This is a genomic window from Centipeda periodontii DSM 2778 (genome assembly GCF_000213975.1).
Taxonomy (GTDB): Bacteria; Bacillota; Negativicutes; order Selenomonadales; family Selenomonadaceae; genus Centipeda; species Centipeda periodontii.
This window is the reverse complement of the sequence record NZ_GL892076.1, coordinates 2,339,475-2,365,277: the sequence shown is the minus strand read 5'-3', so window position 1 is coordinate 2,365,277 and position 25,803 is coordinate 2,339,475. Positions and strand designations below refer to the sequence as shown.

Below are 25,803 nucleotides of genomic sequence, written 5' to 3'. Positions count from 1 at the left end.
GCTCCTAGGAAAATACAGGAGGGGATCGTATGAAAACATCTACGCTCAGTGAGTTTGATCTTTACCTCTTTCATCAGGGCACAAACTATCATGCACAGGAAATGCTCGGAGCGCATTTCGTCGAACAGGACGGGAAAAAGGGCATCCGATTTACGGTATGGGCGCCGAATGCAAATGCCGTCAGTGTTGTCGGCGAGTTCAACGACTGGAATGTCTTTATCAACCCGATGAACCGCATCGACGACGGCGAGATCTGGGAGACCTTTGTCGAGGGGCTCGGAGAGGGCGAGATCTACAAATACGCGATTGAGCCGCAGTGGGGCGGTCCCCGTATCATGAAGGCGGACCCCTACGGGTTCTACGCGGAAAAGAAGCCGCAGACGGCATCCCGCACCTACGACATGAACCACTATGTGTGGGGCGATCAGGCGTGGCAGAAGCGCAAAGAGGAGGAGTCCTCCTACGAGCGTCCGATGCTCACCTATGAAGTGCATGCAGGATCGTGGCGCCGCACGCTTGAGGGGGAGTATCTCTCCTACCGCGATCTGGCGGATCAACTCATCGGCTATGTCAAGGACATGAACTATACTCACATTGAGTTCATGCCACTGTGCGAACACCCCTATGACGGTTCGTGGGGCTATCAGGCAACGGGCTATTTCGCCGTGACGAGCCGCTATGGCACGCCCGACGACTTCCGCTATCTCGTCGATACGGCCCACCAGAACGGCATCGGCATCATCATGGACTGGGTGCCCGGACATTTCTGCAAGGACGAACAGGGGCTTCGCCATTTTGACGGCAAGAACCTCTACGAGTCCGACAATGAGATGCGTGCGGAGAACTGGGAGTGGGGCACCACGAACTTTGACTATGGGCGCACGGAGGTGCAGAGCTTCCTCATCTCGAACGCGCTGTTTTGGTTCGAGGAGTTCCACATCGACGGCCTGCGCATCGACGCGGTTGCGAACATGCTCTACCTCAACTACGGGCGCAAGGACGGCGAGTGGCAGCCGAACAAGTACGGCGACACGGGCAACCTTGAGGCGATGGACTTCCTGAAGAAGCTCAACGAGACGATCTTCAAGTACCATCCGAACGCACTCATGATTGCGGAGGAGTCGACCGCGTGGCCGCTCATCTCCAAGCCGGTCTACATGGGCGGCATGGGCTTCAACTACAAGTGGAACATGGGCTGGATGAACGACATGCTCTCGTACATGAGCCTTGATCCGATCTACCGTAAGTGGAATCAGGACAAGATCACATTCTCCCTCATGTATGCCTTCTCCGAGAACTTCGTTCTGCCGCTCTCACACGACGAAGTCGTGCATGGAAAGTGCTCGCTCATCAGCAAGATGCCGGGCGACTATTGGCAGAAATTCGCGGGTCTGCGCGGTTTCTTCGGCTACTGGATCGCACATCCGGGCAAGAAGCTGCTCTTCATGGGCGGTGAGTTCGGGCACTTCATCGAGTGGAACTTTGACGACAGCATGGACTGGCACCTCGTCGAGCAGTACCCGATGCACACGAAGATGCTCGCCTACTCGAAGGCGCTCAATAAATTCTATGTCGACAACAAGGCGTTCTGGCAGGTCGACTTTGACTGGAACGGTTTCCAGTGGATCGACTGCAACGACAACGAGAACAGCATCATTTCGCTTATCCGCCGCGCCGAGGATCGCAGCGACTTCATCGTCTGCGTCCACAACTTCACCCCAGAGGTACGCCACGGCTACCGCATCGGTGTACCGACGAAGGGCACCTATGTCGAGGTGTTCAACTCCGACGAGGAAGCCTACGGCGGCAGCGGTGTTCTCAACACGGGCGATATCGTGAGCGAGGACTATGCGTTCCACGGACGTGAGCAGTCCATTGTCATCACGGTGCCGCCGCTTGCCTCGACCTTCTACCGTCTGAAGCGCCAGAGCGGTGCGGGAACGCCCGACCACGAGATTCCCGAGACGGTGGATGCCGTTGCAAAAAAAAAAGCAGTAACGCCTAAGACCGGAGCCGCTGCCGCAAAGGCATCGGAAGCGGATACGGTGACGGAAAAACCGGCACCGAAGAAGCGTACGACGACAAAGACGGCAGACAAGGAAGCGGCGAAAACAGAAACAAAGAAAAAGTCCGCTGGTCCCCGCGCTGCAGCGAAGAAGGATGAGTCTTCTGCCGCGCCCGTAAAAAGGACGGCAGCAAAGAAGACCACGAAAGCTGCCGCAAAGGAGACGGAGGCGGAAAAGCCCGCAAAGAAGGCTGCGCCGAAGAAAACCGCCAAGACAAAGAGCGCAGAGGAGCTGACCGAAGCCGCAGCCGCCGCGCCGAAGAAGCGCACGGCGACCATGACGGCGACAAAGAAGTCACCCGCGCGTAAAAAGGCGGCAGAAGGAGAAGAAAAACCAAAGAAAACGCGTGCAGCAAAGTCGTAAGAAAACTGTACGCATTGATAGGAGAATGAGGAAAGCTGAGATAAATTAGAGGATCGACTCATGGGATGGATGATTACGGCATCCTCCCGTGAGGAAAAGGAGGATATAGGGATGAAGGTACTATATGTAGCATCGGAGGCAGTTCCCTTTGTAAAGACCGGTGGTCTTGCAGATGTGGCGGGTTCGCTCCCTGCCGCACTCGTCAAGGATGGGGTGGATTGCCGCGTTATTCTGCCGAAGTATGGTGCAATTGCTGAGGACATCAGGAACTCCATGGAGCATATCTATGATGGGGTCCTGAATGTTGCATGGCGGGACAAGTTTGTCGGTATTGACAAATACGTACTCGATGGTGTGACCTACTACTTTGTGGACAACGAGGAGTATTTTAACCGCGAGGGATTCTACGGCTATCCGGACGATGCCGAGCGCTTCTCGTTCTTCAGCCGCGCTGTCCTCAACCTCCTGCCTGCGCTTGATTTCTGGCCGGACATCATCCATTCGAATGACTGGCACGCCGCGCTCGTCCCGGTGTTCCTCAAGCTGGAGCATATGGATGACTCGCGCTATACGGGGATCAAGACGCTCTTTACCATCCACAACCTCAAGTATCAGGGCGTCTTCCCGAAGGATGTCATGACGGATGTGCTTGGGCTTGACTGGCAGTATTTCAATAACGGTGATTTCGAGTTCTTCGATGCGGTCAACTTTATGAAAGCCGGCATCATCTATGCCGACTATGTATCCACCGTCAGCAAGACATACGCCGAGGAGATCCAGTACGACTACTACGGCGAACATCTTGAGGGACTTCTCCGCAAACGCCGTGAAAGACTTTTCGGGATTGTCAACGGCATCGACTACGATGTCTACAATCCGCAGACGGACAAGAACCTCTATGTCAACTACGACATCAAAAAGGCGGTCGAGGGCAAGACCGACAACAAGGTGCGCCTGCAGCGCGATCTGGGACTCCCGGAGAACCGCCGCGTGCCGATGGTCGCGATGATCACACGCCTTGTCGCGAACAAGGGACTGGATCTCGTCGTACGCGTGCTGGATGAAATTCTCCAGCATGAGAATGTGCAGTTTGTCCTCCTCGGTACGGGTGACCGCGGCTATGAGGATTGGTTCAAGGAACTGGCGTGGCGTTATCCGAACAAGGTGTCGATCAACATCCGTTTCTCGAACGAGCTGGCGCAACGCATCTATGCGGCGTCCGACATCTTCCTCATGCCGTCCATGTTCGAGCCGTGCGGACTCGGACAGCTTATTGCGATGCGCTACGGCTCGATTCCTGTTGTGCGTGAGACGGGAGGACTCAAGGACACCGTCATCCAATTCGATCGTTCGGATGTGGATAAGGGGAACGGTTTCCTGTTCTACGAATACAATGCACATGAGATGATGTATGCCTTGAAGCGCGCGCTTGCCGCCTATGGGAATCTGCGCGAGTGGCGTCAGCTTATCTTTACGGCGATGCACAGCGACTTTAGTTGGAAACGCTCGGCGAAGGAGTACGAAACTCTCTATGAGCGCCTCCTGCTCGAAAGCTGAGATTGTCCCTTGCAGAATTTCGATTTGTGCGTGGGTTGACCGTATTTGAGTCTTCCACGACGCACCCCCTAAGAAACCGCTGGTGAATTTGGTTCAAATAAGAACATTTGATTCTCCAGTGGTTTCTGTGCGTTTATTTTTAGGAAAGGAGAGGGTGCTATGCTGGAATCGTATCAGGTGGAGCACAACTCACAGAATATTTATTTTCGCTCCATCGTCGGAGCGGCGGAGGCGGGGAGTCGTCTGCGGCTCGGCATTCGCATTCGGACATTTGAGCCGATCCATCAGGTACTCGTGCGCCTTTGGCAGGATCAGACGGGGGAGCGTCTGATCCCACTCGAAACAAAGGACGGACAGAACGAGCAGAAATTCTATACGGCATGGATCAATCTGCCGGATTATGGCTGTCTGGTTTGGTATTACTTCATCATTACAGCGGAAAGCGGCACCTATTTTTATGGGAACAACCCGGAGATGTTGGGCGGCATTGGAGCGCTCACCATGGAGGCTCCCGAGTCCTATCAGATCACGATCTACAACAAGGGCGCACGTACACCGGACTGGTTCAAGAATGCCGTGATGTACCAGATCTTTCCGGATCGCTTCGCGCGTTCGGGTGATACCATCGTCCGCAAGAAAGGCGCGGTCATCCGCACGGACTGGACAGACGACCCCATGTATCTCAAGGATCCCGACACAAAGGAGATCATCGCTTATGATTTCTTCGGCGGGAACCTGCGCGGGGTCATGGAGAAGCTGGACTATCTGAAGCAGCTCGGCATCTCGTGCATCTACTTCAACCCCGTCTTCGAGTCCGAAAGCAACCATCACTACGATACGGGAGACTACCACAAGATCGACCCCGTGCTCGGCGATATTGAGGACTTTCGTGCCCTCGTCACGGCGGCAGAGGAGCGCGGCATCCGCATCATTCTCGATGGCGTGTTCAGCCATACAGGCAGCAACAGCATCTACTTCAACCGCCAGCATCAGTACAGCTCGCTCGGCGCGTACCAGTCGAAGGAGTCGCCGTACTACTCGTGGTACCACTTCCGCAACTATCCGAACGAGTACGACTGTTGGTGGGACTTCGACACGCTGCCGAACGTCAACGAGACCGACCCTGCCTATATGGACTTCGTCATTACAGGCAAGGACAGCGTGCTTCACCACTGGATGAACGAGGGGATTGCGGGCTGGCGCCTCGACGTGATCGACGAGCTCCCGCCGACGTTCTCCAAGACGTTCTTTGCCGAGCTGAAGAAGCGCAACCCCGATGCCGTCATGATCGGTGAGGTCTGGGAGGATGCCTCGAACAAGGTCGCCTACGGTACGCCGCGCGAATACCTCTCTGGGAGCGAGATGGATTCAGCAATGAACTACCCGCTGCGCACGATGATGCTCGACTTCCTCACGGGCGCGGTCGATGGACGCCAGACAGCACGACGGCTCGCAAGTCAGATCGAGAACTATCCGAAGGAAAATCTCTATGCGATGATGAACCTCATCGGCAGCCATGACGTACAGCGCGCGATCACCGTACTCGCCGGCGTCCCCTACTATGAAGGGATGCCCGCCATCGAGCAGTCGCGCGTGCGCATGACGCCGGAGCAGTTCGATCTCGGCTCGCGCCGCCTCCTCATGGCGACCCTCTGGCAGATGACCTATCCCGGCGTGCCGAGCGTCTACTATGGCGACGAGATCGGCATGGAGGGCTTCAAAGATCCGTTCAACCGCCGCCCCTACGACTGGGTGCATGGCAACAAGGAGATCCGCGGCTGGTTCGAGCGCTTTATCGCGATCCGCAACGAGAACGATGCACTGCGCACGGGCGATATCCTGCCGCTCTACGGTGCGGGTGATGTCATCGCCTATGCACGCACCATTCGCTCGGGCTACGATGTGTTCAATCAGGAGAAGGAGGACGGTGTCTTTATCGCCGCATTCAACCGTAACCTTACCGAGACGCAGACCATTGATGTGGAGGTGAGCGACTTCGCCTGCGGCGTGTTTGAGGATGCGTTCAAGCCCTCGCGCACATACGAGGTGGAGCGCGGACGCCTGCGGATCAAGATTCCGCCGCTCTTTGGACTCCTCCTGCGTCAGCGTGAGGAGCCGCAACGTTACGAACGTAAGGCGGGCGTCCTCCTGCACCCGACCTCCCTGCCGTCAAAATACGGCGTGGGCGACTTTGGCAAGGAAGCATATCGCTTCCTCGACTTCCTCGCCGAGGCGGGGCAGAAGATCTGGCAGATTCTGCCGCTCAGTCCCGTTGGACATGGCTACTCGCCCTATCAGTCCATCTCCGCGTTCGCGGGCAATATCATGATGATTGATCCCGAGGATCTTGCCGCGCGCGGCTGGCTGACAGAGAAGGATCTCTTCCTGCCATACGAGGCGAACACGGCGTTCATCGACTTTGAACGCGTCAAACAGTTCAAGAAGGAACTGCTCGAAAAAGCATTTCGCGTGTTCCGCAAGACGAGCGCACAGGATCAGGCATTCCAAGAGTTCTGTGCAAAAGAAGCGTACTGGCTGGATGACTACGCCCTCTTCCATGCGGCAAAGAAAGAATATGCACGCAAACCTTGGACAGAGTGGCCGGACGAGATCAAGCACCGCGACCCTGCGGCGCTCAAGGCACTTGCCGAGCGGCAGAGGGATGAGGTGGAACTGGATCGCTTCAAGCAGTACATCTTCCATCTCCAATGGAATCGTCTGCATGACTATGCGAAAAAGAAAGGCATCGAAGTCCTCGGCGATATGCCCATCTTCATCGCACAGGACAGCGCAGACGCATGGGCGAATCAGCACCTCTTTGACCTCAATGAGGATGGTACACCGCGTACCGTCGCGGGCGTACCGCCCGACTACTTTGCCGCGAATGGACAGCTCTGGGGCAACCCGCAGTACAACTGGGACGCGATGAAGGCGGAGAACTACGCATGGTGGAAGCGTCGCTTTCGCAAGCTGCACGAACAGGTCGACATCATTCGCATCGACCACTTCCGCGCATTCGAGTCCTACTGGTCGGTCGACGGCAAGGCGACGACCGCGATCAACGGCCGCTGGCTCAAGGGGCCGGGCAAGCCCTTCTTCGATGAGATTGAGAGGGAGCTTGGTGAGATGAACATTGTCGCCGAGGATCTCGGCATCATCACGAGCGAGGTTGAGCGTCTGCGTGACGACTGCGGCTTCCCCGGCATGAAGATTGTCCACTTCATGCTTGAGCCGAACGAGTCGGGACGCGTTGGCTTTGTTACGCCCGAGAACAGCATCATCTATACGGGGACACACGACAACAATACCACCGTCGGCTGGTTCACGCACGACATCGACGAGGTGCTGCGTGAGACGCTCGCGAATATGACGGGTACGACCTCCGATCGTCCGAAAACGATATGCAAGCGCCTCATCAAGGCGGCATACGCCTCGCGCGCCCGCATGGCGATCATCCCCATGCAGGATCTCCTCGCACTTGACGAGCGCGCCCGCATGAACACACCGGGCACCGTCGGCATCAACTGGCGCTGGAGCCTCAAGAAGGACTACCTCCTCGAACTCGACCCGAAGAAGCTCAAGGCACTCTGTGTGCGCTACCATCGGTGATGCAAGGCATGAGCTCATAGGAACAGCGCTTGATCGCCGCAAAAATAGGGGGCTGTTGCACGAAGTTTTTAAGGAATCGCTGATAAAATGAAGTCCGTCAAGACGGCGGTGCTGAATTTATCAGTGCTTCCTTAACTTCGTACAACAGCCCCCTTCTTTGTATCCCTTCCACCGCTTGCGCGGTCCCCCTTCCCCGTCAAACGGGGAATGCTTATATTGTTTCTCTGATCGTGCAGAGCTCCAGTACATCGGAGGCAGATGACGCATGAATCAGTCCGTCATAAAATGGTGTGTTTTCCAAGAGATACATCAGATCCTTGAGCGCCTGTGTATGCGTTTCGTAATCGACCGCCGAGAGGGTGATGATGATCTGTACCTGTGTATCGGAGCCAAATGGAATGGGCGACTGCAAGACCACAATGCTGAATGCACTGCACAGAGCCCCCTCGTCCGGACGTGCGTGTGGCATTGCAATATATGGGAAAAGAATCATATAGTTACCCAGCTTTTCAATGTTTTCCTGCATTGCCTGAATGTAATGTTCTGTGATGCAGCCATCGCACAGGAGCAGGTCACCTCCGAGGCGCACCGCCTCACGCCAATCTTGCGCCGCAGCATTCAGGAGAATACGGCGCGGGCTCAGCAGCTCCCGCAGGGAGGGACGCACGGTTCGCCGGCTCCCTAAGATTCGCTCCAGTGCGCTGCGCAGCTCCACGGGCTGTTCAATCACACAAAAGGGACTGATCTCCCGGAGCACGCGATCCGAAAGATCCTCGGCGGGCGCCATGTCTGCACTTCGATCGTATTGGGAGAAGAAGATACTGAGATCGCTGATGTTTTTTTCTGTCAGAAACGGTGTGACCTGAATGCAGTGAACGGGACAGTTCGACAGGGGGATCGTTGTGACAACAAGATCGAGGTCATTTTTTCGCAGCTGCTCCGGAGCTACATGCGCAGGCATTGTCCCCACGGTTTCAAAGTCAAAAATGGAATGCAAACGCAAAAGGATGAGCTGCGATGTACCGATGCCTGCGTCACAGATGAGAAGGACGCGTGCTTTTCTCTTATGCCTCCTCTGCATGCGTTCTCTGGAAGCCAGAAAGTGAATGGAGAGATAACCGCATTCTGCATCGCTGAGTTGGATGTTCCACTCCTTTTCCAACTGTGACATCGCCCGCCGTACACATCCGAAAATATGGGGATAGTCCGCCTTAATTTCGTCGATCAATGGATTGTTGATATTGATCCCATGGCGGAACCGATAGATGGCCGGTCCCATATGCTCGCCCAGGTTCTCATATAGCTGTTCATCGCGGTCGAATGGAATACCGCATTCCTGACACATGCGCGCAATCAATGTGGAAACCACCATCTGAAGGTAAATATCCTGTGCTTGTGTTTCCGTGGAGAAGCTGCTGCCCAGCAGATGAATTGTAATATAGGCAATCTCAGACTCGGGAATGTGAATAGCGCACGTTTCCTCGAGGCGTGCGGCAATCCCTGCTGCAACGGAAAATTCCGGCGCTTTGATCAGGTGACTGAGCTCTTCGTGCACCATTTCCACTGTTCTTCCGAGCTGAATCCGCTTCACGGCGATCGCCAGATGAAGCACCATATTACGCAGGGCATAATCAGAGAAAAACTTATTCAGCTGCGTTTCTGCCTCTTTGACAAAATCCTGCAATCGTTCCAACGGGATAAGGCGGAACATTTCAAGATAGGAAACATCGGAGAAATTCAGTTCATCAGAGTTCATCAAAAGACTGTGTAGCACCAGATTTCGCAGAGCAGATTCATTCCCCGTCAGAAGGACTCCTTTTCCTTTTGCTGTCTTGACATATCTGCCCGTCGGATCGAGCTGCTCCTTGAACTCCTGTATATCGGCGTAGATTGTCGTCTTGCTGACGTGCAGGCTGTCTGCCAATAGTTGTACTGGAATATAGTCGTTATGAGATAGGAGCGTATAGGCGATTGCGGCAATGCGCTCCTTTTGTGAGAGCACATAACGATAGGGTTCTTCTTTATAGGCACCGGATTGAAAGCGTGACACCTGCGCTGCCGTGAGGTGGAGGGAAATGCCCTCGCGCGACTTCCGAGATAGGGGAGGGAGCCCCTGCTCGTTCAGATAGTCATCGATGCGATTCAGGTCATAGCGAATCGTACGCTCGCTTATGCCAAGATCCTTCGCTAATATCTCGACTCTCAGAGCTGTTTTGCTCTGTAGAATACGGCGCAGGATTTCACCACAGCGTTCGTTCAGCAAAAGATCACCGCCTTTTGGGAGAATGGAAACATGGGAAGTGCCTCAGCAGGCACTTCCCATGGAACTGACGTGACATATTATTCTTCGTCAGGATTGTTGATGACTTTTCCTTTGGTCTGGATGAAGTTTGGCACCAACAAGACGACCAAGAAGAGCCCGAGGATAATAAAGATCCCCGTTTCTCCCAATGCATTCGCAAGAGAGCCGATGACAATGCCGAGAACGCCGAAGTCAAAATCACCGAATGTGGTATTCTGGAAGCCCAGCGATCCCAAGACGGGGAGCAGGAGGGCCGGCGTGAAGCTGATGAGAAGTCCGTTGACAAATGCGCCGATCGCCGCACCTCTGCGCCCGCCGGTGGCATTTCCAAAGATACCGGCCGTAGCGCCGCAGAAGAAGTGAGGAACAAGACCGGGGATGATGAGCACGCTACCGGCAACGCCGAGGAGCAGCATACCGACAATGCCGCCGATGAACGATGCAACAAAGCCGATGACCACAGCTGTGGGCGCATAGGTGAAGAAGACCGCGCAGTCAACCGCAGGAACTGCGTTCGGGATGACGCGCGTTGCGATACCCTCAAATGCCGGGATCAGATCACCGAGGATCATGCGAACGCCGGAGTAGACGACTGTGACGCCGACGGCGAATTTCAGACCTGCCATGATCGCAAAGAGAAATGGGGACATGCCGCCGGACAGCGTGCCGACATAGGTAGGACCGGCTGCAATGGCTGCGAGCAGATAGAAGAACGTCATGGTAATGGCGGTGGAGACGGTGGTATCCCTCAGGAACCCCCATTTCTCCGGAATCTCGATGTTTTCCGTGCTGTCCTTTGCATCGCCGACCTTGGAACCAACCCAAGCCGAGATGTAGTATGCCAGACTGCCGAAATGCCCCATGGCGATACCGTCATGTTCTGTGACACGATTCGTATAGCCCTGACCGATTGCAGGCGAGATCGCGCTCCAAGCACCGAGCAGGAAACCGCCGCTCAAGATGAGCTCCATGCCCTTCATGCCGGCTGTGCCGAGTACTGCGGAGAGGAGGCACGCCATGAAGAAGCTGTGATGTCCTGTAAGGAAGACATACTTGAACTTTGTGAAGCGGGCGATCAAGAGGTTGACGACCAGACCGACAACGAGGATGGACATCGTCTCTACGCCGAGCACCTGCTGTGCCACGGACACGATCGCTTCGTTGTTCGGGACAACGCCGGTGATATGGAAGCCCTCCTGAATCATCTTGCCGAGGGGATCCAGATTTTCTACGATGAAACCTGCGCCGGCAGCGAGCATTAGATATCCGAGGATCGGCTTCAGCGTGCCGGTCATAATCTTATAGAATGGCTTTTTCAGTGCGACCAGACCCACAAGGGATACAATACCAATCAGGAGTGCCGGCTGCTGCAGCACGTCGCGTAAAAATTCCAAGAACTCCATGTGAAACTACCTCCTGTCTTGTCGGTGTTATTTCAGAGCGAGCAAGGCGTCGAGCACATCCTCTTTGATCTTCTTTTTGTTTACATAGCTGCGGATGACGGCTACGTTGCGCCCCTCAAACTGCTGTGCCAGTTCCTTGACCGTGACGATGAGGTCAGCAGGGCGCCCCTGCGCGGAATTAAAATCGCAGGACTCGACATCCGCGTCAATGGCCTCCTCTGCACAGATTTCCTGTATCTTCATCGCCAACATGAGGCTGCTGCCGATGCCGTTGCCGCATACCGTCAATACTTTCAATTTCATACGATTGACTCCTTTCTTTGCATAACAGGATTCTTTATGTTTCCCTAAAAGCTCCGCTTTGGATGTAGGAAAGAATCTCTTCCTTTGTCATGCCAGCACGCACGCGTTCCAAGAACGTTTCGTCTTCGAGGAGCTGCATGAGCTCTGCCAGCGCGGAGATGTGGGAATTGTGATCGGTCGCACAGAGGAAGATGAGCAAATCCACAGGATCATATTCCTCGTTGCCGAAGGGGACAGGAGATGCGAGCCGCACGAATCCCATGCCCAGCTTCTTCACACCATACTCCGGACGCGCGTGCGGCATTGCAATCCCCGGGGCAATGACGATATAACTCCCGATCTCTTTGACCGTATTTACCATGGCGTCTGCGTATTCCGCCGTTGTATTGCCGACGGCTTCAAACATTGCTCCACCATAGCGAACTGCTTCCTCCCAGTCTTTTGCTGCCACATTGACAGCCACCGTCTGTTCGGTAAACAAATTTTCAATCATGCCATATCACCTACAGCCTGTCGGCCTTACAAAATCGTAAATCCGAGTCCGGACGCATCCTTGTAGAAGCCCTGTACCGTTTCGAGTGAGTATGCCTCCAGATCCTTGCCATAGTTCTTGCTCTTTGCCAAGATATCATTCGGTACGGTGATGATGTGGCAGCCGCATTTTTCGGCTTCGATGATATTGTAGAATTCGCGGCAGCTTGCCCACAGGAGTTCTGCCTTCGGCTTTGCTGCGCAGATTGCAGCAGCCTCTTTCATCAGCGCGGCGGCATCGGCGCCGGCGTCGGCAATGCGGCCTGCAAACACCGAGACAATGGCAGGTGTATCTGCTGACAGCGCATCGACCACGGTTTGTGTCTGCTCCAGCGTGAAGATCGCCGTGACATTGAGCTTGCAGCCTTTTGCGGACAGCTTTTGAATGAGCGGCGCGGAGGATTCGCCCTTCGTGTTCGTCACCGGGATTTTGACATACACATTGTCACCCAATGCGGCAATTGTGTTCGCTTCCTTCTCCATTGTGACGAAATCATCGGAAAAGACTTCGAAGGACACAGGATCATCCGGGATGTGCTGCAGAACCTCGCGGGCATATGCTTTGTAATCCTTGACGCCGGCCTTCTTCATCAGGGACGGGTTAGTGGTGAAGCCGCGGACGACACCCTTGTGATAGACGCTGAGCATGTCCTCCAGATTTGCACCGTCGGCGAAAATCTTGATGTTTAAATCCTGTAATTTCATATGATACTCCTTTCTAGAGTTGCCTTGAAATTATTATATGATTTACAAAGGTTATGTGTAAATATGGAAAACTTGCGGCTCTTTTTCTGCAAAATTGGTTTTATGGGACAGGTTTTCAATGATGACATGTACGATATTTCTTTTTTTGCCATTTTATGGTATGCTAAAATGGATTTTCAGATAGGGAGGAAGAATTATGTCTGAGTATACTTACACCGTTGAGAAGCCATGTCCGGTCTGTGGGGAAAAGACGCATGTGACGAAGCTGAAGGCGCGCCTCATCACGCTGGGGACGGATGAGGACTTCTGCGTACACTATCAGGGGGTGAATCCCTATCGCTATCGTGTCTGGTTGTGTGAGCACTGCGGCTTTGCCGCCGATGAGAAGCAGTTCACGGAGGAGCCGCTGAGTGCGCGTGACAAGGCGAAGATCCAGGAGCTTCTCGCAGGACACAAGATCAACCTGCCGTACAAGGAGGAGCGCACGGTGGAAGAGGCGATCCGCGCGTACAAGCTCGGCATCTACTTTGCCGAGCGCCTCGGCTGGACGCTCCAAAAGCAGGCGGGCTACTGCATGGGCATGGCATGGGTCTACCGCGATACGGAGGAACACGAAAAGGAGGCAGAGATGCTACGTCGTGCTGCCGAGCTCTATGAGAAGTCGGTGATGACGGAGCATTACCCCATCAACGGGATGAGCGACAGCATGGCGCTCTACATTGCGGGGGCGGCATACTATCGTCTGGGCGACTATGAGAAGGCGACGCAGATGCTCTCGCAGATCATGAGCGATCAGGAAGTGCGCAAGAACGATACGAAGCTCTTCGAGCGCACGCAGAATCTCTGGCTCGATCTGCGTGAGAAGAAGGCGGAAGCGGAGAAGGCGAAGAATTGATGGTCATTGATATCCCTGCAAATTTTATCGAGCAGGTGCAGAAGATCGACTGGGGCAGTGTCCGCGAGGCAGTGAAAGATTATCGCCCTGTCCTCACGGTGCTGCGCGATACTTGGGATCGTGAGACACTCGCGCAGATTGCCGAGGGGCATCTCTTCGTGCGCGATTCGATGCTGAACGAGGCGATCGCGAAGAACCTCGGGACGGATGGTACGATCCGTGGGATTATGCTTCGCTCGCACGAAAACGGGCGTCTCGATCTCACCTGCACAACGACGAAAAAATATAAGACGATCGAACTCTCGGGGACGATCGATGAATTCGTCCATGTCGGGGATAAGTCATATGCGGTCTATTGTGTGCGGGAGAAGAATATCCCGAATCACGGACTCGTCTCATGGGTGTTCTCGCGCATCTCGCTCTCGATGGTGGAGCGCATGATGGGGCATCTTGATGTCTCTGACCGTCTGCCCGTGAATATTCGCGGCAACAAGGTGTACGTGGATTTCCATGAGGTGCTTGCCGCCTCGAAGCTCGGTCAGACGACGTTCCGCGGGCACAAGCTGACGGATATGGTCGAGATCGAGGGAGCTGCCGTGCGCGAGGGCGGCATTATGTTTGATACGAAACTGAATATGCCCGATGATGTAGGGGAAGCACTCCGGGCAATTCTGCAGGAAAGCGGTTCCGTTGACACAGGGGATGCGGCGGAAAAAGGAGGTACACATTGACGAGATTTTCTTGGATTCGTACACTTTGTATTGCAATGCTGACCGTGTTCCTTGTGCCGCAGTCGATCGACGCGGCAAAGAAGGAGCCGGTTACGGAGAAGATTGTTTTTATCCCGCATGATAACCGCCCGATCTCAAGCAAGCAGACGGCGGATGTGGTGCAGCGTGTGGGCTATGATGTCATTACCCCACCGCGGGATCTGCTCGGGAATCGCGAGGATTGGGGGCACCCGGATGCACTCTGGACATGGCTGGATGAAAATCTGGCACAGCCGGGTGTCAAGGCGGCGGTGATCTCATCGGATGCGATGATCTACGGCAGCCTCGTCGGATCGCGCAAGCATTCCTTTACACGCGATCAGGTGCTCGCACGCGCAGCTCGCTTTGATGCATTGCAGCGTTCTCATACGAAGACTCCGCTTTACGTGTTCGGCTCCATCATGCGGACGCCGCGCTCCGGCGAGGCATCGGGACACGAGGAGCCGGAGTACTACCGCCGTTATGGTGCGGATATCTTCCGCTACACGGTTCTGCGTGACAAGGAGGAGGTCGAGGGACTCTCGCGCCGTGAGCGCAAGGAATATGACTTCCTCGGGCGCCTGATCCCGAAGGAGGCGCTTGCCGACTGGATGGGACGCCGTGAGAAAAACTATGCGGTCAATGAATATCTGATTGACCTTTTGCGCAAACACGGTACATTCCGTTATCTCACACTCGGTCGCGATGACAATGCGCCGTTCTCGCAGACGCATCTCGAGAGCCGTCATCTCACGGAGGAGGGCGCCGATCTCGGTAAGACGCGGTTCCAGACGATGGCGGGCATCGACGAGATCGCCCTGCTCATGCTGACACGCGCCGTGAACGAACAAAAACATGAGATTCCCTTTGTCTACGCCCGCTATAACTGGGGACGCGGTGCGGATACCGTGCCTGCATACTCGGATGAGAAGATCAGCACGTCGATCTCGGATGCTGTTTTCGCGGCGGGGGGTATGATGGTTCGTGCGCCGGAGAAGGCGGATGTCGTACTCACGGTGAACACGAATCCGGATGGGCGCACCTATGAGGCAAATGCCGTGCTCAACGATGGTACGCCGCGTGATGGGACAACATACTTTGCCGATATCGTATCGGACTATGTGGCGAAGGGCTATCCGGTTGCTGTTGCTGACATTGCCTTTGCGAACGGCTCGGACAATGCCCTCATGGACGAGATGCAGCGTCGCGGGCTCCTCTATAAGATTCAGGCATATGCGGGGTGGAACACGCCGACGAACAGTTCCGGCTTTGCGCTCGGCGAAGGGATGCTCGTTCGTCATATGGACGGGGATTCGATCGACTACCTGCTCACGACGCGCTATCTCGATGACTGGGCGTATCAGGCGAATGTGCGCAACACGATTGCGCGCCAGCTCACATGGCTGCGCGGCGACGGCTTCTACGGCAACCTCGGGACGAAGATGGATGCCGTCTCCATGCGTTCATCGCGCATGATGAATCAATTCATTGAGGAGAACCTGCCGCCGATCGCGGAGGTGGACACCGTTGTGGTGACGTTCCCGTGGAACCGCATGTTCGAGTCGGACATCCTGCCGGAGGATTCCGGATTCGCACAAGAGTATCTTGCGAGGAGGAAATAACATGCATGGGAAAATGCTGATTGCCTACTTCTCTGCATCTCCCTCGCGGCGAACGGAGCAGGTTGCGCACAGGATCGCCGATGTCATCGGTGCGGACCTCTATGAGATTGTGCCCGCCGTTCCCTATACGCAGGATGATCTCAACTGGAATGACGAGAAGAGCCGGACGAGTACAGAGATGCGCGACCCGAACAGTCGACCGGCACTTGGCGGCGCGCCGATCGATCTTGCGCCGTACAACGTCATCTTTGTCGGGTTCCCGATCTGGTGGTACGTCGCACCGCACATCATCAACACCTTCCTCGAGAGCCATGATCTGACGGGCAAGATCATTGTTCCGTTTGTGACATCGGGCGGCAGCTCGATGGGACAGACGACCGTACATCTGCGCCCCTCGGCGGAGGGGGCGCTGATGAAGGAAGGGCGCCGCTTCGAGATGGGGGAGACGCCGATGGCGATCAACTCATGGATCGCAGCGCTCGGCATCTGAGAAACATCAATAAAAATGACCGTATTGCGGAAGTTTCTGCGATACGGTCATTTTCTGTTGTCATGCACAATATAAGTGAATTCTATATTTAATAGTCAGATAATCAATTTTCTATTTCCTAGGAACTGCTATATAATTAGAGAAAATCATAGAGGGAATCACTGACAAAATAGACCTTCCGATTGGCGTAGATTTTTTCGTCCGATTGAAGAGGCAAACCGGACGCAGAGTGGTGCTCTGTGGAGGATCGAGGGCGAAAAGCGGGCAAAAAAGATCGCCAAGATGATGGTGCTGAATCTATCAGTGCTTCCCTAGTTATTTGACGCGGGAAAAGGAGATGCTGACATGGAAACAAAGTTTGGACAGCTGTTTACAGAGGCAGAGCTTGCAGAAATTCGGAAGCAATTTGCGTATGTGGATCGCGATCGGAACGAGGATGCACGCCTGTTCTTCGATAACGCCGGAGGTTCTCTGCGGCTTACGGCGGCGGAGAAAGCCTTCTATGACGCGGATCTGATGCCGGATGCCTCGGAGCATTCCAACCGTCTCGCGCTTGAACTTGCGGAGCTCGAGAACCGGGCGCGTGCGGATATCCGCATGATCTTCAACTGCCGTGATGGAGAGGTTGCAACGGGATATACAGCATCTCAGCTCATGATGTATATTGTGCGCCTCTTGAGCGAGCATGCTGAGGGAACGAACTGTGTGACCACAATCCTAGAGCATCCATCGTCCTTTGACGCCATGACCATGTACGCCGAAAAGCACGGACGAGAGCTGCGCGTTGCGCGAGCAAATCCGGCGACGGGTGGTGTCGATGTGGAAAAAATTCTCGCGCTCGTGGATAAGAACACGGCGATCCTGAGCGTCATGGCTGCATCGAATATCTCCGGACATATCATGGATATCGCAACCATTGCGAAGGAGGCACGGCACATCAATCCGGATATGTATATCATCAGCGATGCGGTGCAGCACGCTCCGCACGGCGTCCTCAATCCGGAGGAGATCGGCGTCGACGCGATGAATATTGCGCCGTATAAATTCTTCGGGTGCCGTGGATTCGGCCTCATGTATCTCTCTGCGCGCATCAAGGAGTACCCGCATCATAAACTCATCGGAAGGGCTGCGGATGACTGGGAGATCGGCAGCCCCGCAACGGGACAGTTTGCCTCCGTGTCCGCTGTCGTCGACTATGTATGCGGTCTTGGCGGCGCATCCACGGATCGCCGCTCCTCCTTTGTCGCGGGCATGGAGCGCATTGCAGCGCATGAGCATGCTCTGCTCGAGCTGATGCTCGAGGGGACGGGCGAGGCTCCCGGACTTCGGCACATCAAGGGCATTACGGTCAAGATGGACGATCCGGATCTCGTGCAGCGCGACCTCATTGTCGGTGCGGAGTTTGACCGAATGGATGTCAAGACCGCTGCAAAAGAGCTCGAGAAACGCGGCATTGTTGCCTTTGAACGCTCGGCAGAGAGCAGCTACTCCAACCGCATGGTGCGCGAGTTCGATTCGGAGGGCGTTGTGCGTCTCTCACCGCTGCATGTCAACACACCTGCAGAGATCACACAGTTCCTTCGTGTCGCTGCAGAGGTCGCAGCACTCTAAACGATGCTATGTTTGCAAGAGGCTGTTGCACGAATGCCCCTATCGGCTCGCTGTGCTCGCCACTTCCCCCGCTCTGGCGGGGGAAGCTAAGGAATCGCTGACAAAATAGACCTTCCGATTGGCGTAGATATGACTACAAAACGGAGAAGATGCTATAATAGAGGCGGGAAGAACGGAAAGGAGCGTTGACATGAAATATATATCGGGACTTCATGCGCTCAACATTCCCTGCTGTTTTGCGTAAGACAAAGGCGCATCGAAGGGCGGATATAGTCTTTGATGCGCCCTTGTGGTATAATGCGAACAAAGGGGGCGATACAATGATTCCGTATGAAGTTATTGAAGCAAAGGAGATCCTGCACGAAGGTTTTGCAGAGCTTTTGGCAGATGTGAGCCGTATCAAGGATCGCATGGGGCTTGATGCGCAGGACGCAGTGCATCCGATGTCCGGCTTCCAAAGCGAACTCCGCACAACTTTGCACGGGATTCTTGGCGACCGCTATAATACACCGGAAGATATAGCGAAACTGAAGCAGGAATTTGTGCGTGCCCGTGCCTACGTTCGAGAGTTGGAGGCTGGAGATGCCGGAGAACTACAGCGCAAAGGAGCTTGATGAACAAAAAGAAAAAATCAAAGCCGATTTATTGGGCGCGGTCACCCATCAAAAAATCCACAGGCTACCTTCTTGCCGGGCAGCCGGGGGCGGGCAAGACAAAGCTCGCAGATATATAAAAGAGCCGTCAATTAAACGGCTCCTGTCGGTGAATGAACTGAGGAAGCACTGATAAATTCAGCACCGCCATCTTAGCGCATCTTTTTTGTCCGCACAACGCCTGCAAATCCTCCACATAGCTTTGGCTATGCGTCCGGTTTGCCTCCTCAATCGGACAAAAAATCTGCGCCAATCTGAGGGTCTGTTTTATCAGTGGTTCCTTTATCCCCAGCAGAAGGAGGAGAAGAGGTTCCTTAAAATCCCCATTATTTTTCTCCCCAAGTATTGACAAAGAGCCTGAGGTTCACTCAATACTTGAATGCAAAGGAATTTATGATACAATGATACTCCAATAGCAATGCTGATTTTATGGTGGGGACTTTATGAAACGACGGAATTTCATTTTTGGCGCGCTGGCGGGGCTTGGAGTGCTCGTGGGCGGCGCGGGACTCTTTGTGCGGCAGGAGAAATTCGGACGAGCACCATCGGGGGAACGCCTGAAACGGATTCAGGCATCGCCGCACTACGTAAACGGCCAGTTCGTCTGCCTTGAGCCGATCGAGGTGATGATGGACGATCTGCCCGATGAGGAGAAGCCAAATCGACTCGAGACACTCTATCGCGTCCTCTTTGGCGGAGATGACGGGCGTGTGCCGAAGGAACTGATTCCGAGCCGCAAGACCGATCTTCATGCCATCCCGCGTGAGCAGGATGTCGCGATCTGGATGGGGCATTCGACGTTCTATTTACAGGTCGGCGGGCGGCGTATGATTGTCGATCCCGTATTCTCCGACTACGGCTCGCCGATTTTTTTCATCAACCGCGCATTTCACGGGAGCAACGTCTATACGGCGGAGGATATTCCGGAGCTGGATGTGCTGCTCATGACGCACGATCACTGGGACCATCTCGACTATGCGACCGTGATGGCACTGAAACCGAAAGTGAAGGAGATCATCTGTCCGCTCGGTGTCGGTGAGTTCTTTGAGCAATGGGGATTCGACCTTGCACACCTGCATGAGGAGGACTGGGATACGGACATCGCACTCGCCGATGATTTTCACATCCACGTCCTGCCGTCGCAGCACTTCTCGGGGCGCTTCCTCACACGCAACAACACCGAGTGGTGCGGCTTTGCCATCGTCGCGCCGCATCGCCGCGTCTACATCAGCGGGGACGGCGGCTATGGGAAGCACTTCAAGGACATCGGGCGGCGCTTTGACGGCTTTGATCTCGCGATGATGGAGAACGGGCAGTACAATATGCAGTGGCATGCAATCCATATGCTGCCGAATGAAACGGCGCAGGCGGCGGAGGATGTCGGTGCACGCATCCTGCTCCCCGCGCACGGCGGGAAATTCGCACTCGCTCTGCACACATGGCAGGCGCCCTATGCCGATCTCCTGAGGGAGAGTGCGGGGCGCTCTTACCAAATGGTTACGCCGCTCATCGGTGAGATGGTGGACATCGAGCATCCCGCCGACTTCCCGCACTGGTGGGAGGGACGGGCGTAAAACACAAAATAAAGCTCCGCGCTAATAAAGCGTGGAGCTTTGTGCGATAGAATATAATGGAGGAGTGATAAACAGGTGATTTCATCAAAGATTCGATTCCCCGTGATATTCATCGGGATTTTTGTCATTGCAAGTCTGGTGGCGCTCTATGCCGGCACGATTGGGCGCATGGAGCGTGCGGATGCGGCGGAGAGCATCAAGCTCTACTGCGATGCGTTTGTGCGGCAGGATGAGGAGGCGCAGAAGCGATTGAAGTCCTATGGCGCACCGACGGATGCGTTCAATATGAGGGCGGCGTTCACCAACGCACTCCAGACATCCGGAGCGATACTCTCGCCTGAGGAGGCGGCCGAGATCGGCGATGCGTATCTCGAATCTCTGCGCACGGCAACGGTGGAGACGGCGGTCTCGGAGCAGGGCAAAGGACTGGCGACGGTCGAGGTGACGGTGACACGGTTCAATATGATGGCGGCGCGCGAGAAGGCGTCTTCCCTCCTGCGTGCACGGATGAAGCTGGACGGCACACCCGAGGAACTGAGGAGGACTGCGGTGGAGGCGACGGCAGAGGTGTTCCGCGCACTTGAGCCGATCGGAACGGTGACGTTCTATGTGCCCGTTCGCTACAATGAGGAGACGCGCATCTGGGATCCTGCCGATCCAATGCAGTTCGGTTTTGACTTGTCGAAGCAGACGATGGGGGTGGGGGTAGAGCCATAAAATCAACCAGTTCGTAAGTAAATTCAAGTTCGCGGTATAATTGGGAGAGGAGGCGATGATGATGGCACAGCAGTATAAATACAATCCCACGGACTATGTGGACTATCTTTGTGAGAGTATGATGGATTTTTATGCGGCTCTTCCCGAAGGAAATGCGCTTCGCCTATCGGGTATCTGGGAGCGAATTTATTTTGATACGAAACAGGCGATGAAGGAGCATTTTCTCTCTCCTGCGGAGCGGGACGACATCATTGCCTATTATGAGGAGTTGATACCGGATGCTTGACCTCACCAATGAGACGTGGCGCAGCAATCGTTTTGGCGGTTCGGAGAAAAAACGCACCTTGATTTATGAGGGGAAAACCTATATGGTGAAGTTCCCCGACCCTGTCCGTTCCACCAAAAGGACGACGCTCAGCTACATCAACAATCAATTTTCGGAACATATCGGCTGCAATATTTTTCGTTGTCTCGGAATCCCGGCGCAGGAGACATTTCTTGCAACGTGTATAGATCCCATGAACAAGAAGGAAAAAATTGTTGTTGCCTGTGAACTCTTCTGTCAAAATGGCGAAGGGAACTTGATTGAGTTCAGCAGATTTCTTCTCAATGACACAGACAGCAACACCCGCAGAACAACAACGGTCGAGGATGTGATGGATGTGCTCGAACATTCCCCCCTGCTTCAGGATAAAGAGAAAATCAAAAACTATTTTTGGGATATGTTCGTTGTCGATGCGTTCATCGGAAACGGTGATCGTCATTTGGATAACTGGGGACTGATCGAGACGCCGGACGGAAAATTCTCACCTGCTCCTGTCTATGACTGCGGCTCATCCCTCTCTCCTTTGAAATCGGATGAGAAAAAGGTACAACTGCTGGAAGATGAAAATGTGTTGAAGCAGGAAGAGTACAATCTGAACTCAGTATATCGAATGAACGGGAAACGGATTCTTTATCACGAGATTTTCAAGAACCCGCCCAAAGACCTGCACCGTGCGATTCAGCGCATCGTGCCGCGCATCAAGGCGGCATCCGCACGCATTGATGCGTTCATCGACGGTACGGAAGGGCTTTCGGACATCTCCAAAGAGTACATGAAAAAGTCTCTTGCGCTGCGTCGGGATCAGATTCTCCTACCTGCGCTCAAGAAGTGCAACGAAAAAGAACAAACGACCGCACACGGAGCGGAAAAATAAGTATGAATCCGGATCGGAGGCGATGAGGATGGAGACGCAGTATAAGTACAATCCGGCGGACTATGAAGAGGTGCTTTGTGAATATATGACAGCGTTTTATCGGGCGTATGAGGAGAAGAATCGTCCCTTCATGATTTCTGAGCTGAGCCATCTCTTTTCCGAAACGAAATATGCCATGAAGGAAGGAGATATTTCGGCAAGCACGCGTGAAGAAATGCTGACATATTTTGGAGGGCTGCTGGATGGTTGAGGTAAAGAGCCGACATATCGTTGATACTTGAAAAAATTTGTGAATGTGTTACTATCTGCACAATTAGTGTTCCGAGAGTGTTCCCGTCTGCGCCAGACCGATCAAAAGGGATGGCGCGACGCGGATGCGCTCTTTGCAAAGACGCAGCTGGAGGCGGGTGTCCCTTTTCTCTCTGTCGTTCATTGTTGTTCATGTTTCATCATAATATTCAATCGCCCAATCCTTATAATGCTCGAACGCAGGAAGCAGATCGCCGTCGATACGAAGCGAATCGAAGGACTCTCCATTCTTGTAATAAATGGTCGCCAAACTTTCCTGTATGACCTGATTATCTCCATCCGCACGCAGAAGATCATTGATCGTCTGGTTGATGGTCGTGCAGAGAAGCCCAAGACGATTCTCGTGCTCCACAACATCAAAGGAGGGGAGCAGGTACTCCGTTGTCCCTTCGATATTCAGAGGCTTACATACATAGATTTTTGCCGTATGCGGATTCGTGCTTCCACTCCAAAGCCCCAAATAATCCGCAGCCGTATCATACGCCAAGATGCAGGGCGCGCCCCTCAGGAGGTCGCGCAAATAATCGTTGTAGGTGTATATCTCCATGACATTCACTCCTTCGAGATGCTGGCGCGGTAGTAACCAGTCGCAATGTGGCACCGGCATGATGGCGTCTCATCAGCGCATAAATAAACCCCTTCGGGTCATCACTCCCGTTGGGGCTTTTCTGTTGGCTGATGAATGACATCAATCGACTTCATGCTTATTTTAGCACGAGGGAATAAAATAAGCAAATACCAAGACGCTTTACAATATGCTGTGGGCGGGCAGGATTCCGCTGACGCTGTTCGCTGTCCCGCAAGCACTCGGACGAAAGTGCAAGCGCAAGCGAAACCGCAAGAATAGGCGCCTGAAAGGGCGCAGCATAGAAGAGCGTCCTGCCATTGTGGACGAAGGCACGGAAATCGGACACTGGGAAGCCGACACCGTTGTCGGATCACGAAAAGGGAGCGGTGTAGCCGTATTTACCGCTGTGGAAAAGGTGACGCACGACTACATCGCAATCTGCATCTCGGGGCGCACATGCGCCGGCATCGAAGAAGCCATCGCCCATTTGAAATCGGAATATGGAGAGGCACGTTTCAGCCAAGTGTTCAAGACAATTACTGTTGACAATGGGACAGAGTTCGAGACGTTTACGCAGCTTGAGAGCCTTGGCACGAAGGTATACTTCGCTCACCCCTATCGCTCATGGGAACGCCCTCAGAATGAGCGTCACAACGGCATCCTCCGCCAATATATTCCCAAAGGAACGAGCATCGACGTGCAGGAAAATCCTCACCTGGAAAGGAAAATCGACACACTTTTTGATGGTGTCAAAAGCCGCTTTTCTCGGAAATAATGTGGTATAATGTCATGAGAAGATAAAGGCTGAGAGGTATATGCATGGACAAATACAGCGAGATCCTTTCCGCATGGCAGAATTTGAAGATCCAAAATGCCGCCGAACTAGAGGCGGCACTCAATGGATATGTGATTCAATTTGCCTATCACTCTGGGAAAATAGAGAATCCGAATATCACATACAATGACACCCGTGAAATCTTCGACCGCGACGGCGTGACAAACTTCACGGGCGATGTCCGAACGATCTTTGAAATACGCAACGCAAAAGACGCCAGCAATTTTGTTTTGGATGCCTTCGACCGCCAAGAATCGCTGACACAGGAGTTTATCCTGCAGCTCCATTATGAGCTGACGAAAAACACCTATGATACGCGCAGCTGGCAGGTTGGTGAGCGGACGGGCGCATTCAAGAAACATGATTATGTCACTGGTCGGTATGAGGTCGGAAGCCCGCCGGAGGATGTGGAGAGGGAACTTGTTGCCTTACTTGAGGAAATTCGACAGGTTGCGCTCCGAACGAACGACCATATCTTCACGGCCGCTGCATATTTCCATGCGAAATTCGAGAATATACATCCATTCTCAGATGGGAATGGGCGCACGGGACGGCTTGCCATGAACTACTTCCTGTTGCAGCACAACCATCCGCCGATCGTGATTCATGAGGAGGATAAAACCTCTATTATCAGTCGTTGGAAGCCTTTGATACGCAAGAAGAACTTGCGCCGTTCAAACTCTTTTTGAAGGAGGCACTGGTCAAAACATGGGATCATCCGCGCTTCCTGCGGCATGTCCATCGACGTTAAAATATGTGAAAAACGTATGTTATATCCAACACATCAAGCACATTATTCGGGAGGGGATAAAGGATGCCGACAAGAGCCTACTCAGATCTCTATATCGTCGACGCTCAGGAGAATCTAGGCAATATGTTTGACTATGCCGTTAATACCTGCCATATCCCCATCGAGGAGACAGCGGCCTACTTTATGGATTCCGGTGTTGCGGATCAATTCGGCAAGGGAAACCCGCGCTACGTTGCGGGGCGAACCGGCTGCGAGCTCCTGTGGGACTGCCTTTGGGAACTAAATATTGAGCAGCCTCCTCAACCTCCTGCGCTCTATGCAGAAAAATCTCCTGAATATTGGGCAGGATGGGCGCTTGCCTACTATCAATGGATGAAAAACATCCCATTCGAGACCATACTTGAATCCGTACCCATGGAAAAAATTGTGCGCAGTTATTATCCGCTGCACGAAGCCGACATTCGGAAATTCGTCGAAGTCATGGATGTATGGATGGCTGAAAAAAATGTCCATACACCACGCAGTAGGCAATCATGGACACCCTAAAATATGGAATATCCACGCTAAGCTCATGAGCCTGCCGGAGACGGCAGGCTCTTTTTGTTAAAAGAGTGGATTTTTCTGTGATTGCGTTCGTATATACTGGGAGGAAAGCATGGAAAGGAGAGACTAATATGCCTTATATCAAGTCATTCCTCGCGTGCGCTGCCTCATTGGTGCTTTTGCTCCCGCTGAGAGCAGAGGCTGCCGACGTATACAGCGTGATCTATTCCGATGCAAGCTATTACAATGGCAATCCTGTGGAATGTGTGCCAGTATTAGAAAAGGAGGCGAGGGGATGGATCTGATACAAACGGCAGGATTTTCACTGCTCTGTTTCATTCTGTGGAGTTTGCTCTATATGTACTGCGCTTCTTCGGCGGGCAGACTGCGGGTTTATGCGAAGATCTTTCTTACGGGAAACGCATTACTTCTGTTTATTTCGTTGAAC

At 53.8% G+C, this 25,803-nt stretch carries 24 protein-coding genes and 1 pseudogene; 18 read left to right on the top strand and 7 right to left on the bottom strand.

Going from position 1 to position 25,803, the window contains the following annotated elements; all coding sequences use genetic code 11:
- Positions 1-29 precede the first annotated feature (29 nt).
- From glgB to malQ, 3 genes are all read left to right on the top strand, one after another.
- Entirely contained in the window at positions 30-2,429 is a 2,400-nt protein-coding gene (glgB, locus tag HMPREF9081_RS10810; RefSeq protein ID WP_006307360.1) for a 1,4-alpha-glucan branching protein GlgB, read from the top strand.
- A 111-nt stretch (positions 2,430-2,540) separates the two neighbouring features.
- Entirely contained in the window at positions 2,541-3,986 is a 1,446-nt protein-coding gene (glgA, locus tag HMPREF9081_RS10805) for a glycogen synthase GlgA (protein WP_040395627.1), read from the top strand.
- Between the two features lie 159 nt (positions 3,987-4,145).
- Positions 4,146-7,595 carry a 4-alpha-glucanotransferase gene (malQ, locus tag HMPREF9081_RS10800; protein ID WP_006307358.1) on the top strand — a complete coding sequence of 1,150 codons (3,450 nt, stop codon included), beginning with the start codon at positions 4,146-4,148 and terminating at the stop codon, positions 7,593-7,595.
- Positions 7,596-7,806: 211 nt separating this feature from the next.
- On the opposite strand, the gene HMPREF9081_RS10795 is transcribed toward malQ, so the two are convergent.
- The 5 genes from HMPREF9081_RS10795 to HMPREF9081_RS10775 all read right to left on the bottom strand — a co-directional run bounded on the left by HMPREF9081_RS10795 (position 7,807) and on the right by HMPREF9081_RS10775 (position 12,839).
- Complete coding sequence (locus tag HMPREF9081_RS10795) at positions 7,807-9,858, bottom strand: BglG family transcription antiterminator (RefSeq protein ID WP_006307357.1); 2,052 nt, start codon at positions 9,856-9,858, stop codon at positions 7,807-7,809.
- Positions 9,859-9,935: 77 nt separating this feature from the next.
- Positions 9,936-11,300, bottom strand: coding sequence for a PTS ascorbate transporter subunit IIC (locus HMPREF9081_RS10790; protein ID WP_006307356.1), 1,365 nt, complete (start codon positions 11,298-11,300; stop codon positions 9,936-9,938).
- A gap of 27 nt (positions 11,301-11,327) precedes the next feature.
- Positions 11,328-11,603, bottom strand: coding sequence for a PTS sugar transporter subunit IIB (locus HMPREF9081_RS10785; RefSeq protein ID WP_006307354.1), 276 nt, complete (start codon positions 11,601-11,603; stop codon positions 11,328-11,330).
- Positions 11,604-11,637: 34 nt separating this feature from the next.
- On the bottom strand, positions 11,638-12,096 hold the full coding sequence (locus HMPREF9081_RS10780) for a PTS sugar transporter subunit IIA (RefSeq protein WP_006307353.1): 459 nt from the start codon (positions 12,094-12,096) through the stop codon (positions 11,638-11,640).
- A gap of 26 nt (positions 12,097-12,122) precedes the next feature.
- Positions 12,123-12,839 carry a transaldolase gene (locus HMPREF9081_RS10775; protein ID WP_006307352.1) on the bottom strand — a complete coding sequence of 239 codons (717 nt, stop codon included), beginning with the start codon at positions 12,837-12,839 and terminating at the stop codon, positions 12,123-12,125.
- Between the two features lie 196 nt (positions 12,840-13,035).
- Here HMPREF9081_RS10775 and HMPREF9081_RS10765 point away from each other — a divergent pair, with 196 nt between their 5' ends.
- From HMPREF9081_RS10765 to HMPREF9081_RS14630, 7 genes are all read left to right on the top strand, one after another.
- The gene (locus HMPREF9081_RS10765) at positions 13,036-13,734 is read left to right on the top strand and encodes a DUF2225 domain-containing protein (RefSeq protein ID WP_006307350.1); all 699 of its coding nucleotides are present in this window, start codon (positions 13,036-13,038) and stop codon (positions 13,732-13,734) included.
- Positions 13,734-14,465: a hypothetical protein gene (locus tag HMPREF9081_RS10760; protein WP_006307348.1), complete on the top strand. Its 732-nt coding sequence runs from the start codon at positions 13,734-13,736 to the stop codon at positions 14,463-14,465. Before HMPREF9081_RS10765 ends, HMPREF9081_RS10760 begins: the two co-directional genes overlap by 1 nt.
- 35 nt (positions 14,466-14,500) lie before the next feature.
- On the top strand, positions 14,501-16,105 hold the full coding sequence (locus tag HMPREF9081_RS10755; protein WP_006307347.1) for a DUF4127 family protein: 1,605 nt from the start codon (positions 14,501-14,503) through the stop codon (positions 16,103-16,105).
- A 1-nt stretch (position 16,106) separates the two neighbouring features.
- A complete protein-coding gene (locus HMPREF9081_RS10750) occupies positions 16,107-16,595 on the top strand; it encodes a flavodoxin (RefSeq protein WP_006307346.1) in 489 nt (162 codons plus the stop codon).
- 345 nt (positions 16,596-16,940) lie between these two features.
- Complete coding sequence (locus HMPREF9081_RS10745; protein ID WP_006307345.1) at positions 16,941-18,206, top strand: aminotransferase class V-fold PLP-dependent enzyme; 1,266 nt, start codon at positions 16,941-16,943, stop codon at positions 18,204-18,206.
- A gap of 320 nt (positions 18,207-18,526) precedes the next feature.
- The gene (locus tag HMPREF9081_RS10740; RefSeq protein WP_245529891.1) at positions 18,527-18,820 is read left to right on the top strand and encodes a hypothetical protein; all 294 of its coding nucleotides are present in this window, start codon (positions 18,527-18,529) and stop codon (positions 18,818-18,820) included.
- Complete coding sequence (locus HMPREF9081_RS14630) at positions 18,820-18,939, top strand: zeta toxin family protein (protein WP_006307343.1); 120 nt, start codon at positions 18,820-18,822, stop codon at positions 18,937-18,939. The genes HMPREF9081_RS10740 and HMPREF9081_RS14630 overlap by 1 nt, the downstream gene beginning before the upstream one ends.
- 8 nt (positions 18,940-18,947) lie before the next feature.
- On the opposite strand, the gene HMPREF9081_RS14625 is transcribed toward HMPREF9081_RS14630, so the two are convergent.
- Positions 18,948-19,112 (bottom strand): secretion protein HlyD, encoded by a 165-nt coding sequence (locus HMPREF9081_RS14625; RefSeq protein WP_083812235.1) that lies wholly within the window; start codon positions 19,110-19,112, stop codon positions 18,948-18,950.
- 190 nt (positions 19,113-19,302) lie between these two features.
- On the opposite strand from HMPREF9081_RS14625, the gene HMPREF9081_RS10735 reads away from it, so the two are divergent.
- The 5 genes from HMPREF9081_RS10735 to HMPREF9081_RS10715 all read left to right on the top strand — a co-directional run bounded on the left by HMPREF9081_RS10735 (position 19,303) and on the right by HMPREF9081_RS10715 (position 22,599).
- Positions 19,303-20,433, top strand: coding sequence for an MBL fold metallo-hydrolase (locus tag HMPREF9081_RS10735; RefSeq protein WP_006307341.1), 1,131 nt, complete (start codon positions 19,303-19,305; stop codon positions 20,431-20,433).
- A gap of 75 nt (positions 20,434-20,508) precedes the next feature.
- Entirely contained in the window at positions 20,509-21,150 is a 642-nt protein-coding gene (locus tag HMPREF9081_RS10730; RefSeq protein ID WP_040395098.1) for a hypothetical protein, read from the top strand.
- A 55-nt stretch (positions 21,151-21,205) separates the two neighbouring features.
- A complete protein-coding gene (locus HMPREF9081_RS10725) occupies positions 21,206-21,436 on the top strand; it encodes a hypothetical protein (protein ID WP_006307339.1) in 231 nt (76 codons plus the stop codon).
- A complete protein-coding gene (locus HMPREF9081_RS10720) occupies positions 21,429-22,349 on the top strand; it encodes a HipA domain-containing protein (protein WP_006307338.1) in 921 nt (306 codons plus the stop codon). Before HMPREF9081_RS10725 ends, HMPREF9081_RS10720 begins: the two co-directional genes overlap by 8 nt.
- A gap of 28 nt (positions 22,350-22,377) precedes the next feature.
- The gene (locus tag HMPREF9081_RS10715; protein ID WP_040395096.1) at positions 22,378-22,599 is read left to right on the top strand and encodes a hypothetical protein; all 222 of its coding nucleotides are present in this window, start codon (positions 22,378-22,380) and stop codon (positions 22,597-22,599) included.
- 189 nt (positions 22,600-22,788) lie between these two features.
- On the opposite strand, the gene HMPREF9081_RS10710 is transcribed toward HMPREF9081_RS10715, so the two are convergent.
- Positions 22,789-23,205: a hypothetical protein gene (locus HMPREF9081_RS10710; RefSeq protein ID WP_006307336.1), complete on the bottom strand. Its 417-nt coding sequence runs from the start codon at positions 23,203-23,205 to the stop codon at positions 22,789-22,791.
- A gap of 190 nt (positions 23,206-23,395) precedes the next feature.
- On the opposite strand from HMPREF9081_RS10710, the pseudogene HMPREF9081_RS10705 reads away from it, so the two are divergent.
- From HMPREF9081_RS10705 to HMPREF9081_RS10695, 3 genes and pseudogenes are all read left to right on the top strand, one after another.
- Positions 23,396-23,923: pseudogene (locus HMPREF9081_RS10705) on the top strand (IS30 family transposase); the annotation flags it as partial.
- A gap of 122 nt (positions 23,924-24,045) precedes the next feature.
- Positions 24,046-24,750 (top strand): Fic family protein, encoded by a 705-nt coding sequence (locus tag HMPREF9081_RS10700; protein ID WP_006307334.1) that lies wholly within the window; start codon positions 24,046-24,048, stop codon positions 24,748-24,750.
- Positions 24,751-24,875: 125 nt separating this feature from the next.
- Positions 24,876-25,358, top strand: coding sequence for a hypothetical protein (locus HMPREF9081_RS10695; protein WP_006307333.1), 483 nt, complete (start codon positions 24,876-24,878; stop codon positions 25,356-25,358).
- The last annotated feature ends 445 nt before the right edge of the window (positions 25,359-25,803 follow it).